16 protein-coding genes are annotated in these 16030 nt (G+C 48.4%); 12 read left to right on the top strand and 4 right to left on the bottom strand.

Going from position 1 to position 16030, the window contains the following annotated elements; all coding sequences use genetic code 11:
• Position 1: 1 nt before the first annotated feature.
• Positions 2-2317: a penicillin-binding protein 1A gene (locus BLW34_RS05885; protein WP_090576883.1), complete on the bottom strand. Its 2316-nt coding sequence runs from the start codon at positions 2315-2317 to the stop codon at positions 2-4.
• A gap of 239 nt (positions 2318-2556) precedes the next feature.
• On the opposite strand from BLW34_RS05885, the gene BLW34_RS05880 reads away from it, so the two are divergent.
• The 5 genes from BLW34_RS05880 to pilQ are packed head-to-tail and all read left to right on the top strand — an operon-like array spanning position 2557 to position 7578.
• Positions 2557-3702, top strand: a complete 1146-nt coding sequence (locus BLW34_RS05880) for a pilus assembly protein PilM (protein WP_090576880.1) — start codon at positions 2557-2559, stop codon at positions 3700-3702.
• Positions 3699-4286, top strand: coding sequence for a PilN domain-containing protein (locus BLW34_RS05875; protein WP_090576877.1), 588 nt, complete (start codon positions 3699-3701; stop codon positions 4284-4286). Before BLW34_RS05880 ends, BLW34_RS05875 begins: the two co-directional genes overlap by 4 nt.
• A gap of 18 nt (positions 4287-4304) precedes the next feature.
• Positions 4305-4931, top strand: a complete 627-nt coding sequence (locus tag BLW34_RS05870; protein ID WP_090576874.1) for a type IV pilus inner membrane component PilO — start codon at positions 4305-4307, stop codon at positions 4929-4931.
• A complete protein-coding gene (locus BLW34_RS05865) occupies positions 4928-5449 on the top strand; it encodes a pilus assembly protein PilP (protein ID WP_090576871.1) in 522 nt (173 codons plus the stop codon). The genes BLW34_RS05870 and BLW34_RS05865 overlap by 4 nt, the downstream gene beginning before the upstream one ends.
• The gene (pilQ, locus tag BLW34_RS05860) at positions 5449-7578 is read left to right on the top strand and encodes a type IV pilus secretin PilQ (RefSeq protein WP_090576868.1); all 2130 of its coding nucleotides are present in this window, start codon (positions 5449-5451) and stop codon (positions 7576-7578) included. Before BLW34_RS05865 ends, pilQ begins: the two co-directional genes overlap by 1 nt.
• 78 nt (positions 7579-7656) lie before the next feature.
• Here the strand turns inward: pilQ and trmL are convergent, their stop codons facing one another.
• Positions 7657-8112, bottom strand: a complete 456-nt coding sequence (gene trmL, locus BLW34_RS05855) for a tRNA (uridine(34)/cytosine(34)/5-carboxymethylaminomethyluridine(34)-2'-O)-methyltransferase TrmL (protein ID WP_090576865.1) — start codon at positions 8110-8112, stop codon at positions 7657-7659.
• A 22-nt stretch (positions 8113-8134) separates the two neighbouring features.
• Positions 8135-8671: a ComF family protein gene (locus tag BLW34_RS05850; protein ID WP_305728576.1), complete on the bottom strand. Its 537-nt coding sequence runs from the start codon at positions 8669-8671 to the stop codon at positions 8135-8137.
• Positions 8672-8944: 273 nt separating this feature from the next.
• Between BLW34_RS05850 and bioB the strand changes: the two genes are divergently transcribed.
• The 5 genes from bioB to bioD are packed head-to-tail and all read left to right on the top strand — an operon-like array spanning position 8945 to position 13489.
• Positions 8945-9949 carry a biotin synthase BioB gene (gene bioB, locus BLW34_RS05845; RefSeq protein WP_371263918.1) on the top strand — a complete coding sequence of 335 codons (1005 nt, stop codon included), beginning with the start codon at positions 8945-8947 and terminating at the stop codon, positions 9947-9949.
• Positions 9950-9954: 5 nt separating this feature from the next.
• Complete coding sequence (gene bioF, locus BLW34_RS05840; RefSeq protein ID WP_090576856.1) at positions 9955-11121, top strand: 8-amino-7-oxononanoate synthase; 1167 nt, start codon at positions 9955-9957, stop codon at positions 11119-11121.
• Positions 11122-11165: 44 nt separating this feature from the next.
• A complete protein-coding gene (gene bioH, locus BLW34_RS05835) occupies positions 11166-11924 on the top strand; it encodes a pimeloyl-ACP methyl ester esterase BioH (protein WP_090576853.1) in 759 nt (252 codons plus the stop codon).
• Positions 11914-12795 carry a malonyl-ACP O-methyltransferase BioC gene (bioC, locus tag BLW34_RS05830; RefSeq protein WP_090576850.1) on the top strand — a complete coding sequence of 294 codons (882 nt, stop codon included), beginning with the start codon at positions 11914-11916 and terminating at the stop codon, positions 12793-12795. The genes bioH and bioC overlap by 11 nt, the downstream gene beginning before the upstream one ends.
• 13 nt (positions 12796-12808) lie before the next feature.
• Positions 12809-13489: a dethiobiotin synthase gene (bioD, locus tag BLW34_RS05825; protein WP_090576974.1), complete on the top strand. Its 681-nt coding sequence runs from the start codon at positions 12809-12811 to the stop codon at positions 13487-13489.
• A gap of 2 nt (positions 13490-13491) precedes the next feature.
• On the opposite strand, the gene pip is transcribed toward bioD, so the two are convergent.
• Positions 13492-14454: a prolyl aminopeptidase gene (gene pip, locus BLW34_RS05820; protein WP_090576848.1), complete on the bottom strand. Its 963-nt coding sequence runs from the start codon at positions 14452-14454 to the stop codon at positions 13492-13494.
• Between the two features lie 163 nt (positions 14455-14617).
• Between pip and BLW34_RS05815 the strand changes: the two genes are divergently transcribed.
• Positions 14618-14875, top strand: a complete 258-nt coding sequence (locus BLW34_RS05815; protein ID WP_371263917.1) for a hypothetical protein — start codon at positions 14618-14620, stop codon at positions 14873-14875.
• Positions 14868-16028, top strand: coding sequence for a patatin-like phospholipase family protein (locus BLW34_RS05810; protein WP_256203619.1), 1161 nt, complete (start codon positions 14868-14870; stop codon positions 16026-16028). The genes BLW34_RS05815 and BLW34_RS05810 overlap by 8 nt, the downstream gene beginning before the upstream one ends.
• Positions 16029-16030 lie beyond the last annotated feature (2 nt).

Here is a 16030-nt window from a genome sequence, read left to right as displayed (position 1 = left end):
TTTAGAATGACTGATTCCACAGCTCTTCTATCGACCCAAATTCCTCAACAGGTAAATCAGCCTCGGGTGGAAGCTGTTCGTGGAAAAAATATTCACTTATCGCTCCTCCCTGTTCTCTCAATCCGGTTCCCGGGTTGATCCTGGCTACAGTGATCCCTTTGGGGGGAGCATAAGTCGCAACAGGAATATTTTTTAACGCCTTTTCCATGTAGTTTATCCAGATGGGTAAAGTGACTCGTCCCCCGGTTTCATTCCTGCCCAATGTTCTGGGTTCATCAAAACCTGCCCAGGTAATCGTGACTAAATCTTTCTGAAAACCACAGAACCAGGCATCAATAAAATTACTGGTTGTACCCGTTTTTCCGGCAATATCATTGCGGCCAAGTCGTTTTGCTGAGGTGGCTGTTCCACGTTGAATGACATCCTGCATCATGCTGGTCATAAGAAACGCATTCCGTGGATCGATCACCTGCTTGGCGTTTTTTCCAGCAACCATGGGTCGAGCATGATCAAGAATTCTGCCTTGATCATCTTCTATTCTATCAATGAAGTAAGGGTAAATACGAAAACCGCCGTTAGCAAAAGCTGCATAACCTACGGCCATTTGCATGGGGGTAACGGAACCTGCTCCTAGTGCCATAGGTAGAAAAGGCGGATGACGATTGCTGTCAAAACCAAAACGAGTAATGTAATCCTGGGCATAGCGTGGTCCGATTGCCTGGAGAATGCGAATGGATGCAAGGTTCTTCGACTGAGCCAATGCAACGCGCATGCGTATTGGACCGCTGAATTTGCCATCAAAATTTTTAGGCTCCCAGGATTTATTGCCGGTCTGTGCCGCATTGAAAAATAAAGGCGCATCATTGATGATAGTCGCAGGGGTAAATCCTTTTTCCAATGAAGCTGAATAAATGAATGGCTTGAAGCTAGAACCTGCTTGTCGCCACGCTTGTGTGACATGATTAAATTGATTGAGATTGAAATCAAATCCTCCGACCAAGGCACGGACCATTCCATCCATCGGATCAATTGCAACGAGTGCGGCTTCAACTTGAGGAAGCTGGACAATTTGCCAGACATTTTTCTCGTTCTTTTGTATCCGAATTAATGCCCCGGGACGAATACGTTTATTACTCACTTTAGGGTCATCGGTAAGAAACCTTTTGGCAAATTTGAGACCATCTCCGCTCATCTGAATAACCTCTCCACCTTTGTGATAGGCTTTAACAGAATTTGAACTGGCGGATAACACGACAGCAATGTGGATGTCATTGCTGTCATTAAATGGCTGCAAAGACTCTTCTAGATTTTTTTTCAGGTTTGTATCATTTCTGGGTAACTCAATGAAAGCTTCAGGGCCTCGATAACCATGGCGGTTATCGTATTCTAATGCGCCTTTACGGAGCGCTTCATAGGCCGCTTCTTGATCAGACTTTGTCACTGTTGTAAAAACTTTAATTCCACGCGTATACGCTTCTTCGCCAAAGCGTTGATATATTACCTGTCGAGCCATCTCAACCACGTATTCAGCCGGCATGGCAAAATTCCGTACTTGGCGATGTATAGCTATCGGTTGCTTCTCTGCCATAGCTAACTTTTCGCTGGAGATAAGGTTGAGTTCATGCATTCGTTTCAATACATAACGCTGACGTATCTTTGCACGCTTGGGATTGACGACTGGATTAAATCGTGAGGGGCCTTTGGGTAATCCTGCTAACATGGCTGCTTCGGCTAGATTTATGTCATCCAGTGACTTTCCAAAATAGGTTTGGGCTGCTGCCGAGAAACCATAGCTTCTCTGGCCCAGGTATATCTGATTAATATAGAGTTCTAGAATTTTATCTTTACTCAGACTGTGCTCAATTTTGAATGCAAGTAATGCTTCACTGAATTTTCTGGTCAAGGTTTTTTCTTTGGTCAGAAAAAAATTACGTGCAACCTGCATAGTAATCGTACTCGCGCCCTGAAGGGCGCCCCCTCCAGTAAAATTGGAATAAGCTGCTCGTAAAACACCGATGTAATCAACCCCACCGTGCTGATAAAAACGATCATCTTCAGCAGCCAGAATAGCTTGCTTAAGATAGGTTGGTGTTTCGTCTATTTCTATAAAATTTCTACGTTCCTCCCCGAATTCTCCGATTAATAATCCTTCTGCGCTATAGATCCGTAACGGTATTTTAGGTCGATAATCAGTCAATATCTCGAGTGAAGGTAATGTCGGAATAATAATGAGTGCTGCAAAAACGATCAGCAAAACACCAATCAAGCTTGCTGCCAGCACTGCTAGAAAGGGATAGGCCAGCCAACGGAATAACATGAGAAATAAAGTTTCTAACTAAGTGAGATAAGAAATCAATCTCTAATTATAGAGGGTATATCTGCTGTTTTTATACAAATCAAACTGTTTTGGGATCTGCCAGAATTTTTATCCGGTCTAGTAGCTTGCTAAAGAAATTATAGATTGGCTAGGCAGTTTCAACGCACGTCGATAAGGATTTCTATATGCATTCCGCCCAGAAAAAAGCTTCACTTTAAGATATTGCTTCTAATAAATCAATGTTCAATAAAAGCTTTGATATCCACCTTAATTTCTTCTCTACGAAGTCACCCCAGCTCCTAGGGGTAGATATTAGTTCCTCATCGGTGAAAATGATCGAGCTTTCCATGGTTAATAAAGCTGAGAATACATTGCGCCTGGAGAGCTATGTAATTGAGCCTATGCCGAAAGAAGCCATTCTCGATGGAAATATTAATAATCTTGAAGTTGTTGGAGACAGTATCCGTCGTGCCTGGAAACGTATGGGGACACGTGTGAAGAACATCGCACTTGCACTACCTGCGGCGGCTGTCATTACCAAAAGGATTGTCGTGCCAGCCGGACAGCGGGAAGATGATCTGGCTTTTCAAGTTGAAACAGAGGCTAACCAATATATTCCCTTTGCTCTGGACGAAGTAAATCTGGATTTCCAGGTAGTTAGAGCAATGCCTGATCATCCGGATGAAGTGGAAGTCATGATCGCTGCTTCACGCAAAGAAAAAGTGGAAGATCGTGTTGCGGCCGCATTAATTGCCGGTCTGAAGGCTACGGTGATGGATGTCGAGCACTTTGCAGCCCAAACCGCTTTTGAGTTGATCGAGCGTCAACTGCCTGAAGGAGGCAAGGACCAAGTAATTGCGCTGGTCGATATTGGCGCGAGCATTACCCACCTTAATGTTCTCTACAATGGCGAATCTGTTTATACGCGTGATCAGCCATTTGGGGGAGATCAGTTAACCCAGGAAATTCAGAATCAGTTTAATTTGACACTTGAAGAAGCAGAAGCAGAAGCAGAAGCAGAAGCAGAAGCAGAAGCAGAAGCAGAAGCAGCCAAGCGCAATGGGAGCTTATCTGAGAACTTCCACACGGAGGTATTGCAACCCTTTTGCGAAACACTTGCGTTGGAAGTAACCCGTGCTTTGCAGTTCTTTTTTACTTCTACTCAATATACACAGGTTAACTATATTTTTCTTTCTGGCGGATGCGCAGTGATTCCAGGCTTGGAGGAGATAGTAACTGAACGTACTCAGGTGATAACACAAGTCGTCAATCCTTTTATAAATATGGAGCTATCCAACCGTATTGCTCCCAGGCAGCTAAAAGTAGATGCGCCCTTGTTAATGATTGCCTGTGGTCTGGCAATGCGGGGTTTTGATCCATCATGATACGTATCAATTTACTTCCACATCGTGAGCTTAAACGCAAGGCACGCCAACAGCAGTTTGCCATGCTGGCTGGAATCACTTGTGTGCTGGGGGTAGGGATAGTCTGGGGAATGCATGAGATTATCTTGGGAAAAATTGAGTATCAGAGTGGGCGTAATCAATACCTGCAGAGCCAGATTGCGATTCTTGACAAACAAATTGAAGAAATCAAGCAAATTAAACAGCAAATCCAGGAGTTGCTGGTACGTAAAGGGGTAGTGGAGACATTACAAGCCAATCGTACCAACGTCGTTCATATATTAGATCAGGTAGCAAGACTCATGCCGGATGGAGTTTATCTCAAGAGCCTCAAGCAGACGAATCAGCATATTCGTCTCTCTGGTTATGCGCAATCTAATGCATGGGTATCTACCTTAATGCGAAACCTGGACGCGTCACCCAGATTTGAATCTCCTTTATTGATCGAAATCAAGGCAGCTAATGTCAACAATGTGCGCTTGAATGAGTTTGATTTGAACGTGAAGCTTGCTGAATTATTGAATGGTTTTGATAGTCAGCATACTCCGGCGAATATTTCTAATTAGCTGCGAAGGTGGATAGCAATGAATATGTTGGAAGAGTTGCGGCTTCTTGATCCCAATGATCCGGGTGACTGGCCAGCAGTCATCAAGGCCGGCGCATTGGCTATCTTGATGGTAGTCATCATCGTTATAGGTTATTTTCTAGATTGGCAGGAGCAATCGGAAGCGCTTGAAAGAGCCCAAGCAGAGGAGGTCACACTCAAGGAAACTTACCTGATTAAAAAGAGGAGTGCTGTTAACTTGGAGATCATGCGGCAGCAACTACAGGAGATTGAACAGGCGCTGAGTGTAATGCTGAAACAGCTGCCCAATAAATCTGAATTAGATGCTTTGCTGGTGGATATCAATCGGGCTGGTTTGGGGCGAGGATTGCAATTTGAATTATTTAAACCCGCGGCCAGCGAAACGATTAAGGAATTTTATGCTGAATTACCGGTAACTGTTCGTGTGATAGGCAGTTATCATGATATCGGCGCCTTCGCAAGTGATGTTTCTCAATTGCCGCGTATCGTGACATTAAATGATATCGATATTACTCCTGGGAAAGAGCAGCATCTAGTACTGAATGCTACTGCAAAGACCTTCCGCTATCTTGATGACGAAGAACTTGCCAGCCAGAGCAAGAGCAATAGCAAAGGAAATAAATGATCAAATGGTCTTATCATTTAGGGTGTGTGCTATTGCTTGTGGTTTCTGCCTGCAGTGAAGGGACCTACAGCGATCTTGAGGAGTTTGTCAACAAATCCGGGGAAGGATTGCGTGGCAAGGTTGATCCACTGCCTGAAATCAAGTCTTTTGCACAGTTTAATTATGAAGCGTTTAATATTCCAGATCCTTTCAGTGCCCGGAAAAACAATCAGTCAAAGCGTCATGGTGCACTCCAGCCTGACCTAAAGCGCAGCAAGGAAGCATTAGAGAACTTCCCGCTGGAGAATCTGGCAATGGTTGGAACGCTGCAGCGAAACAAGCAAATCTTTGCATTAGTGAGAGCTCCTGATAACACGGTGTATCGTGTCAAGGCCGGCAACTACTTAGGTCAGAATTTCGGGTTAATTACAGGCATTTCTGAGACAGAAATCAAACTAAAAGAAATCATACAAGACAGCGCCAATGATTGGACCGAGCGCCGTGGTGCGCTCATGTTACAGGCTCAGGGACAGAAATAATGAAAATGGCGATAGCAAGAGAATTTTTCCATGCATGGAAATATGCATCTCAATTGATGTTATTGTCTCTGTTATTTCATATTCCCGTTGTTACGGCGGATGAGTTGGCGCCTGGGAGGACAACGCTGCAGAGTAAAATCAATGCAATCGATGTTATGAGCGATCGGAATAGGCGGATCATGATCAAGGTATCACTGGATCAACCGCTTGTTTCTGCTCCAGTGGGCATTTCATTGAATAATCCGGCCAGGATTTATTTTGATTTTATCAATGCTGTGAATGCACTCGGTAAAAAAGTACAGGAAGTGGGTGACGGCGATTTGCACAGTATTAACATTGCTCAAACTGAAAACCGTACCCGCCTGGTGATGAATTTGTTAAGGCCTATGACTTATGAGAGTAAAGTTGACGGAAATCACGTCCTTATTTCGCTAAGTGGATTTGACGCGGGAGAAGTGGCCAGCACTGCCGCTCGTTCCTTTAAAACGGCAGAACTTCAGAAGAAAAAGCTGCCTAGCCTACAAGATATCGATTTCAAGCGTGGTGCGAATGGCGAAGGCCGTGTGGAAGTCGATCTATCCGCGCTGGGTGCGGGAATCGATGTCCACCAGCAGGGGAATCGAATCATGGTCGAATTCACCCAGGCGTATTTGCCGCCTAATTTAGAGCGGCGCCTGGATGTGGTCGATTTTGCAACGCCGGTACAAACCATAGAAACAATGACAAAAGGCGATAGCGTGCAGATGGTCATTGAGCCAAAAGGGCGGTGGGAGCATATTTCCTATCAGGCTGGCACTAAATTTATTCTGGAGGTTAAACCGATCGTTGAGGGTGCCGATGTTCCTGCGCACAAGAAACTGGTGACTGGGGGATATACCGGTGAGAAATTATCGCTTAATTTTCAGAATGTGGAGGTTCGCTCGGTATTGCAGGTCTTGGCTGATTTTACTAATCTGAATATTATCGCCAGCGATTCAGTTAAAGGAAATCTTACCTTGCGTCTGAAAGATGTTCCTTGGGACCAGGCTTTGGATATTGTGCTCCAGTCTCATGAGCTCGATAAGCGTCGAATGGGTAATGTTATTTTTGTCGCCCCGCGTGAGGAGCTGGCTGTCAGGGAAAAACTCGAGCTGGAGTCTCGTCAGCAAATTTCCGAATTAGAACCATTGCGCACCGAAACTTTCAAGTTAAATTACCGCACGGCGAGTTCAATTCCTCTCAAAGGAATTTTGAGTCAACGTGGAACGGTAGAAATAGACGATATCAGCAATACTTTAACCGTAACCGATATTCCGCTCAGATTGGCAGAGGTGGCCAAACATGTCAGCAACCTTGATACCTCCGTGCGTCAAGTCATGATCGAGTCCCGTATCGTGGAAGCGACGGATACGTTTAGTCGCAATCTGGGCGCTCGATTTGGGATACAAAATGCTACCCAGATTGGAAACCGTAATCTGGGAATTTCTGGCAATCTGGATAGCTCCAGTGGACTCGCAGCGGGCGCCACTCCGGCAGGTGGAGGGAATCTTAACGTCAATTTACCCGCGGCTGCGATGGCGGGTGTGGCAGGAGGGCCAGCTGCTTTAGCGCTCAGTTTAATCAAGATCAACGATGATTCGCTGATCAATCTGGAATTGTCCGCGCTGGAATCAGATAGTAAAGGTAGAGTGATCGCCAGTCCGCGCCTGGTAACAGCTAACCGGGTAGAAGCCACCATTGAGCAAGGAACTGAAATACCTTTTCAGATTGTCAGCCAACTGGGCAGGCCGCAGATTCAATTCAAAAAAGCTGTACTGGCTCTCAAGGTGACGCCGCAGATTACTCCTGATGACAATATTATTATGAAACTGCAAGTCAATCAGGATACACGTGGTACGGATACCCCTGCTGGGCCAGCTATTGATACCAAACAAATTACAACCGAAGTATTAGTCGTGAATGGTGGAACGGTGGTAATTGGCGGGATTTTCGAGCGAGCGGAAAAGGTCACTACAAACAAAGTGCCCCTGCTGGGCGATGTGCCGCTACTTGGCAACATCTTCAAGAATAATGCGAAACGGGATGACAAACGGGAGCTCCTGATTTTTGTCACACCACGGATCTTGAGTGACAACCTAAATATGCGCTAAAGGTTTAAATCCAAAAAACCGTAGCTGACTGTTCGGGCTAAATGCATGAGATGTAGCGGTATTTTTAAAATTTCTCGCTTACGAAAACCCTCGTTGTCGCCAGGCCTCGTAGACGACGATAGAAACCGCGTTAGCAAGATTCAGGCTGCGACGTTCGGGCAGCATCGGGATATGGATACGTTGATTATCCGAAAAACTTTCCATAATCTCAATCGGTAGCCCGCGGCTTTCTGCACCAAAAAGAAAAGCATCTTGGCTGGCATAGCTAACCTGATCGTAGCGTTGAGAGCCTTTGGTGGATACAGCGAAAATACGCCGCCCTGGCAGGCTGTGAATACATTCTTGCCAGCCTTTATGTAATACCACATTGGCAAATTCATGGTAATCCAACCCGGCGCGAAGTAGCTGCTTGTCATTCAGGAGAAAACCTAACGGCTTGATAAGATGAAGCGTTGCGCCGGTATTCGCGCAAAGCCGGATGATATTGCCGGTATTAGGAGGAATTTCAGGTTGATAGAGAATGACATCAAACATAGGGCGTATCCTGCAGAATAATTCAAAGTTCGACTGTTTTAATTGAAGCGGATGACGGGATCGCTCTCGCAATAGCCCATACACTGACCTCGATTGCTCCCTGCTTGCGCACTACTTTTGCCAATTCATTCAATGTCGCCCCGCTGGTCATGACATCGTCCAGTATGGCGACATGCTTTTGCGTAAAGCGCGTGGTGCACGTAAATGCATTTCGCAGGTTGCTGCGCCGCTTCTTCCAGGATAACTCAGTCTGAGAAAGCGTGTCTCGGGTACGTACACAAGCATGCGGCAAGAGGGGAACACCCATTTTCTTGGATAGATGCCGCCCAATTTCCAGTGCTTGATTAAAACCTCTTTCTTGTAATCTAACCGGATGCAGTGGAACCGGAATGATGACATCTGGTGGAGCGCAATGATTCATTTTCGCCATTAATAAATTGGCCAGCACAGGCGCGACGGTCAGATTTTCCTGATATTTCAGCGAATGGATTATGGCATCGATGGGGAAAGCATAGCGTAACGCCGCGATCGCGCGGGTCCAACTGGGATAGCTTGCCAAGCACGCGCCACAGATGCGTGAATCGCTCGTTGGTAATAAACATGATGGGCAATGATCAGAGGGTAACCGAGGTAAGTTATCATGGCATGCGCAGCATAAATCACCTTCACAGGATGCCAGGCACAGCAGGCAATTTGTGGGTAACAGCATTTGCGTAAAATTTAATCGCCTGTTCAAAAATTTAGAAAGAAAATTTGACAATTAGAGCCTAATCCTTGATGATTTCAGGCACCTTATTATAGATAGAGCCAAGTTTTTTGACCGTTAATTATGATTGAATCTAGCACAAAGTCCATTTCAAGCAACCAAGAGAAACCCATTGGCAATCAGTATGACCGGGGTCGTGTGGCGCGTTGGAGTATTCTACAAATCCAGGCTTTACTGGATTTACCCTTTACTGATCTGATGCATCAAGCACAAACGATTCACCGGCAATATCATGATGCCAATGCGATCCAATTATCTACCCTGATCTCTGTCAAGACAGGGGGATGCCCGGAGGATTGTGGTTATTGCCCGCAGGCCGCGCGCTATCATACCGGCGTTGACAATCAGGACATGCTGTCGCCGGATACCGTTGTCGAGGCTGCAGCGGCAGCCAAAGCAGAAGGGGCGACACGATTCTGTATGGGCGCAGCCTGGCGTGGACCCAAACAGCGAGATATCGACCGCATGACTGCAATCATTGAGGCGGTAAAAGCACTGGGGCTCGAAACCTGTGCGACTTTAGGCATGCTGAAATCAGGTCAGGCAGAGCAACTCAAACAAGCCGGATTGGATTATTACAATCACAATCTGGATACCTCACCCGAATTCTATGGTGAAATCATTACCACGCGCGACTACCAAGATCGGCTCGATACGCTTGAGGAAGTGCGCAAGGCAGGCATCAATGTATGCTGTGGCGGGATTGTCGGTATGGGTGAATCCCGGCTTGCGCGCGCCGGGTTGATTGCCCAGTTGGCCAATCTGGATCCTTATCCTGAATCAGTACCAATCAATTATCTGGTGCAAGTTGAGGGGACACCCCTTTATGGTACCGAGGCGCTTGATTCATTCGAATTCGTACGCACCATCGCGGCCGCCCGCATTACCATGCCGAAAGCGATGGTCAGATTATCCGCTGGCAGACGGCAAATGTCAGAGGCTGTGCAAGCGCTGTGTTTTCTAGCAGGAGCCAACTCCATTTTTTATGGAGACAAGCTACTGACGACAGGAAATCCTGAAGCAGAAAACGACAAAGCGCTATTTGAGAAACTGGGGTTACGCGCCTTATAACTGGAATGCTGACAAATCTCTCAGTCCGACTGAGGGAGCGTGAAAACGCGGGGCTATCCCGTCGCAGGCTGATGCTCGAAGGTCCTCAGACAACGCATGTGACGATCGCAGAAAAGCCCTATCTTGCTTTCTGCAGCAATGATTATCTTGGGCTCGCCAGCCATCCAGCGCTGATTGAAGCGATTTGTACGGGCGCGCAACGATATGGCGTGGGAGCAGGCGCTTCTCATCTGATCAGCGGCCATTCTGCGGCGCATCACGCACTCGAGGAGGCATTGGCGCATTTTGTTGGCTTGCCCCAGGCATTATTGTTTTCTACCGGCTACATGGCTAATATGGCGGTGGTGACGGCATTGGTTAGTCGCGGGGATGCCGTATTCGCTGACAAGCTTAATCATGCTTCACTCAATGATGCTGCGCTGCTTTCCAGGGCAACCTTCACGCGTTACCCTCACCTTGACTTAACAAAACTGGAACAGTCTCTGGCTGAATCAGAAGCAGCCTGTAAACTGGTGGTAACCGATGCTGTATTCAGCATGGATGGCGATATTGTGCCTGTCGTTAAGCTATTGGCGTTATGTGAACAGTATGATGCCTGGCTGTTACTCGATGACGCTCACGGGTTTGGGGTGCTCGGCAGAAACGGTCAAGGGGTGCTGCATTCGTTTGACGAGCTTAATCTGCACTCATCTCACCTTATTTACATGGCCACACTCGGTAAAGCAGCGGGTGTTTCCGGGGCCTTTGTGGCTGCTCAGTCCGACATCATAGAAACCCTCATTCAGTTTGCGCGCACCTATTGCTACACCACGGCTGCACCAGCATTATTGGCTCATACCCTGTTGGCCAGCCTGTCATTGATCGAGCAGGAAACCTGGCGACGGGAAAAACTAATGGGACTCATGATGCAATTGAAAAGGGGATTGCAATCATTGCGCTGGTCATTATTGCCTTCGATGACGCCGATTCAGCCCTTGATGGTAGGGCGCAGTGATGAAGCCGTGCGTTTAAGCGAGGCGTTACGCGACAGAGGCATTCTCGTGCCGGCGATACGTCCGCCAACCGTTCCGCAGGGCCAGGCCCGGCTGCGTATTTCCTTATCGGCTGCGCACCACAAGGAAGACATTGAGCAATTAATCGAAACATTACGTGATTTAGCGAAAATCATTTAACCGGAAATAGGCAGAACGCATAACATGAAAAATAGCAGCATGATATGAATCGACTCCATGTCGACATTGTAGGCAAGGGCCCCGATCTCGTGATGCTGCATGGCTGGGCCATGCACAGCGGTATCTGGGGCAGTGTCCGTGAGCAACTGGCGAGGCATTACCGGCTGCATCTGGTCGACTTGCCAGGGCATGGCCAGAGTCCGGCTTGGGAATCCTATTCGTTCGAGGAGATCGTGGCAAGTGTTGCGGAGATTTTACCTGCGGAGAGTATTGTGTGTGGCTGGTCGCTTGGGGGGCAGGTCGCGATCAAGCTGGCCTTATCCGTGCCACAGCAGGTAAGCAAGCTTATTCTGGTGGCGACCACGCCCTGTTTCGTCAAACGGGATAATTGGCGATGGGGAATGGATGAACCAACGTTGCAGCTTTTCATGGAAAATCTGCAACGCCACTATGCGCAAACCTTAAACCGTTTTTTTACCCTGCAAGTCAATGGCAGCCGTGACATGACGAATGTGTTGGCGCAATTGCGTAATCAATTGTCGCAATATAAACAACCCGATAGTCACGCGCTCAGGGCCGGTTTGCAGATTCTGTTGACGAATGATCTGCGGGAGAAATTAGCCGATGTTTCTCAACCGGTATGGCTTTTGCATGGAGAAAACGATGTGATCACGCATGTGGATGCAGCCAGATGGATGCATCGGCATTTGCCTCACGCAAAATTTATCGGCTTTCCACACTGTGGTCATGCCCCGTTTTTATCGTATCCGGATCAGTTTGTAGCCAATTTGTATGATTTATGATCACATTTTAGATAAGCGCCAGTTGCGCCAGGCGTTTGAACGCGCAGCGGCCAGCTATGATCAATCGGCCGTATTGCAGCGTGAAGTATGCGAACGCATGCTATCACGCCTGGATTACATCAAATACGCTCCTGACCAGATATTGGACATGGGCAGCGGCACGGGCTATGGCAGCCGTAAGCTTACCGAGCGTTATCCGCGCAGCCAACTGGTGGCAGTGGATATCGCCCTGGCGATGCATCTTCAGGCGCGGCCTCCGCTTCCTCGCTGGCAGCAGTGGTTGCCGCTGGCAAAGCGCCGCGTAGCGCATTATGTGGGCGGAGATATCGAACAGCTTCCGCTGCGGGATACTTGCGTAGACATGATCTGGTCGAATCTGACCATACAGTGGTGTAATGATCTCAAGCAGGCGTTCACGGAAGCACGCCGTGTGCTAAAAAGCGGAGGGTTGCTGATGTTCAGTACCTTCGGGCCCGATACTCTGAAAGAATTAAAGCAGGCCTTTAAAACGGTGGATGGCTACAGCCATATCAATCGCTTCATGGATATGCACGATATCGGCGATCTGCTGGTGCATAGCGGTTTTGCCACGCCGGTGATGGACATGGAGTACATTACCCTTACTTACGATGATGTCATGGGCATCCTGCGCGATCTCAAGGCAATCGGCGCGCACAATGTGACGCATGGCAGGCGGCGGGGACTAACCGGAAAAGGAACATGGCAGCAGGTGGTGGCCCACTATGAATCATTGCGTCAGGCAGGGAAGCTGCCAGCGACCTATGAAGTGGTATATGGCCACGCCTGGAAGCCGGAGCCGCGGCAGGCGGCACTCAAACCCGAAACCAGACGGAAACTCGGTCTGGAATAAAGCATTGAGTATGATGCCAACGGGCTATTTCGTGACCGGAACGGATACCGGCGTGGGTAAAACCATCACGAGCTGTGCGCTGCTGCATGCGTTCGCCATGACGGGTAAATCAGCGGTCGGCATGAAACCCATTGCGGCAGGCTGTGAGCAGGGTAAGTGGGTCGATGTGGAACGTCTTGCGGAAGCCAGTAACGTTTCAGCCGCGCGTGCGCTGATCAATCCTTATGCGCTGCTGCCACCGATTGCGCCGCATATTGCAGCGACGCAAGCCGGTATCGTCGTTGATCTGGCGGTCATACAACGGGCTTTTTATGCATTGCAGGAAAGGGCGGAAATCATCATTGTTGAAGGGGCAGGGGGTTTCCTGGTGCCTCTCGATGAGCGGCACGATACCAGCGACCTGGCGCGTGCATTGGCGCTGCCCGTGGTGCTGGTAGTAGGATTGCGGCTCGGTTGTCTCAACCATGCCTTATTGACCGCCCGCGCTATTCACGCAAGCGGGTTATCACTGGCAGGCTGGGTCGCCAATCAGATTGATCCTCATATGGAGAGCCAGGCAGAAAACATTCGCGCGCTGCAAAAGCGTCTTGATTGTCCCCTGCTTGGCGTTTTACCGTATCGCGAAAGAATAGCTGTAAAAGAGTTTGCCGGCTTGCTCGATATCACGCAACTTTCGCAACTGAGAAAACGGTAAAGCTATTTCATATTAGAGAGCATTGCTTTGAACTTATCCGTGGCCTGAACCAGTGCCGATCGAATGCCGGGTTCCCAGGCAGAATGACCCGCATCCTCGATAATCACATATTCAGCCTGAGGCCAGGCCTGGTGCAAGTCATTTGCGCTGACGATCGGACACACGGCATCATAACGTCCCTGCACAATGATGGCAGGAAGAGGGTGAAGTTTTGTGACATTATCCAGCAAGGCATTTTGTGGCAAGAAAATATCATGACTGAAATAATGCGCTTCCATGCGTGCGAGCCCTAGCGCAACCGTATCACTTGAAAAATAATTGACGGTTTCCGGGCTCGGCAGCAAAGTGGAGCACCGGCCTTCATAGCGACCCCACGCGCGGGCGGCAGGCATATGGATAGCCGGATCAGGATCCATCAGATGGCGATAATAAGCCGCGAGAATGTCATTTCGCTCGAGTGGGGATAACGGTGCGACGAAATCTTGCCAGGCTTCAGGAAAGAAATGGCGCAATCCGTAGAGAAACCAGTCGATTTCGCTTTTGCGGCACAGAAAAATGCCTCGTAGAATAAAGCCGAGGCAACGCGCCGGGTGCGCTTCTCCATATGCCAGCGCCAAGGTGCTGCCCCAGGAGCCCCCGAATACCAGCCACTTTTCGATGCCGAGATATTGCCGCAATGTTTCAATATCTTCGATAAGATGGGGCGTCGTATTGTCATGAGTCTCGCCCAGAGGGGTGGAGCGCCCAGCGCCACGTTGATCGTAAATGATAATGCGGTAGTGAGCGGGGTCAAAAAAACGACGATGGCTGGGTGCTGATCCAGCACCTGGGCCACCATGCAGGAATAATACCGGTATTCCCTCAGCGTTGCCTGATTGTTCCCAATATAGGGTATGCCGCGCATCGAGTGGCAACATTCCATGGTGATAGGGTTCGATTTCTGGGTAAAGCGCAGTGTGTGACATGTCATCCTCTGGTTATTGATGGTATGGGTTCCGTAGTTTACTGATTGTGCAGGTATAGGAAAAGCATAGCAAATGGCTGAGAGCTTGGTTATTTGCTTAAGAAATGATTTTGTTAAAGTGGGGGCAATGATTGGAGCAGTGTACCTGACTGGAGGAAACGATTATGATGCATACCCAATTAGAAGCGCGCGAGATTTCGATGTTGCGTGCAGAAATAGAAATACTGATGAGTGAACGGCAGAGTCTTCTGAAAATAGCCGGCACAGCAGCGCAACTTATTGCTAAACTTGATAATAAAATATTGCTTGGGAATGCTTGTGAATTTGCCCGTGCATTATCAGTCAACTTGAATGTTTTATCGGAAGAAACTTTGTGTGATGCCCTTGAGAAGGTAAGAAAGAAGCCGATTGCCAGTGAATGAACCGAATAATATTGCCGCACCATCACCCAAGTTAGGTCTCGTCTTGACGGGTGGGGGGGCGCGCGCTGCTTACCAGGTTGGCGTCCTGCGGGCAATCGCTGAGATGTTCCCTCCCCATGCACATAGTCCTTTCCCTGTTATTTGTGGAACCTCAGCCGGCGCCATTAATGCAGCTGGCTTGGCCATGTCGGCTACTCATTTTGCCACAGGGGTGCGACAACTGGAGGCAGTGTGGGGGGATTTGCATGTTGACCAGGTGCACCGCGCAGATTTGCCAGGTGTCGTTCGCAACACAATGCATTGTGTCGGTTCCTTGGTATCAAGAAAGCTGGCGAAAACGCCTTTTGCGTTGCTGGATAATTCCCCTTTAAGGAAACTACTCGGCTGCCGCCTGCCGTTTCGCGGTATTCAACGGAGTATCCACATGGGTGCGCTGCATGCACTGGGCGTGACTGTCTGGGGATATACTTCAGGACAATCGGTAACGTTTTATCAAGGCAATAAAAGTATCTCCCCCTGGAGCCGCGTGATGCGCGTGGGCGTGGCAGCACGTATTGGCATTCAGCATTTACTGGCTTCTTCGTCTATTCCTTTTATTTTTCCAGCAGTCCGGCTAAATCGCGAGTACTTTGGCGACGGCTCCATGCGACAGCTCGCGCCGCTGAGCCCGGCATTGCATCTCGGCGCAGATCGAATCCTGGTGATTGGGGTAAACAAGAGAAAAGAGTTTCCTACCGAGCGCGTCAAGGTAACCAGTTATCCTCCCGTAGCACAAATTGCCGGTCATGTGATGAGCAGTATTTTTGTCGATAGCCTGGAAGTTGATCTGGAGCGTTTGCAGCGCATTAATGGAACCTTAGCGCTCATTCCACCTGAGACCAGAAAAGGAGGAGGTACTTTGCTGCGCACAATTAAATCGATGGTGATCTCACCTAGCGAAAGAATCAATGAAATTGCGCTGCAGCATGCCTATTCCTTGCCACGTACCATGCGTTTCTTATATCGGGCAGTGGGCGCGATGGGGCCGAGTGGCTCGAGATTGTTGAGTTATGTTTTATTTGAAGCTTCTTATTGTCGCGCTTTGATCGATCTGGGTTATCGTGACACGATGCAACAGAAAGATGAAATTTTGAAATTTATTACCATGTCTTGAGA

Source organism: Nitrosomonas sp. Nm58 (assembly GCF_900107335.1).
Classification (GTDB): Bacteria; Pseudomonadota; Gammaproteobacteria; order Burkholderiales; family Nitrosomonadaceae; genus Nitrosomonas.
The sequence above is the reverse complement of the archived record's forward strand: the minus strand, read 5'-3'. Positions and strand labels throughout refer to the sequence as shown.

What these genes read in the sequence shown, in the direction of transcription:
- BLW34_RS05815 (WP_371263917.1), top strand. Translation starts at nt 14,618, where the DNA reads ATGATGCATACCCAATTAGAAGCGCGCGAGATTTCGATGTTGCGTGCA.
- trmL (WP_090576865.1), bottom strand. Translation starts at nt 8,112, where the DNA reads ATGTTTGATGTCATTCTCTATCAACCTGAAATTCCTCCTAATACCGGC.
- BLW34_RS05880 (WP_090576880.1), top strand. Translation starts at nt 2,557, where the DNA reads ATGTTCAATAAAAGCTTTGATATCCACCTTAATTTCTTCTCTACGAAG.
- bioF (WP_090576856.1), top strand. Translation starts at nt 9,955, where the DNA reads ATGCTGACAAATCTCTCAGTCCGACTGAGGGAGCGTGAAAACGCGGGG.
- pilQ (WP_090576868.1), top strand. Translation starts at nt 5,449, where the DNA reads ATGAAAATGGCGATAGCAAGAGAATTTTTCCATGCATGGAAATATGCA.
- bioH (WP_090576853.1), top strand. Translation starts at nt 11,166, where the DNA reads ATGAATCGACTCCATGTCGACATTGTAGGCAAGGGCCCCGATCTCGTG.
- BLW34_RS05865 (WP_090576871.1), top strand. Translation starts at nt 4,928, where the DNA reads ATGATCAAATGGTCTTATCATTTAGGGTGTGTGCTATTGCTTGTGGTT.
- pip (WP_090576848.1), bottom strand. Translation starts at nt 14,454, where the DNA reads ATGTCACACACTGCGCTTTACCCAGAAATCGAACCCTATCACCATGGA.
- BLW34_RS05870 (WP_090576874.1), top strand. Translation starts at nt 4,305, where the DNA reads ATGAATATGTTGGAAGAGTTGCGGCTTCTTGATCCCAATGATCCGGGT.
- BLW34_RS05885 (WP_090576883.1), bottom strand. Translation starts at nt 2,317, where the DNA reads ATGTTATTCCGTTGGCTGGCCTATCCCTTTCTAGCAGTGCTGGCAGCA.
- BLW34_RS05875 (WP_090576877.1), top strand. Translation starts at nt 3,699, where the DNA reads ATGATACGTATCAATTTACTTCCACATCGTGAGCTTAAACGCAAGGCA.
- bioC (WP_090576850.1), top strand. Translation starts at nt 11,914, where the DNA reads ATGATTTATGATCACATTTTAGATAAGCGCCAGTTGCGCCAGGCGTTT.
- bioD (WP_090576974.1), top strand. Translation starts at nt 12,809, where the DNA reads ATGCCAACGGGCTATTTCGTGACCGGAACGGATACCGGCGTGGGTAAA.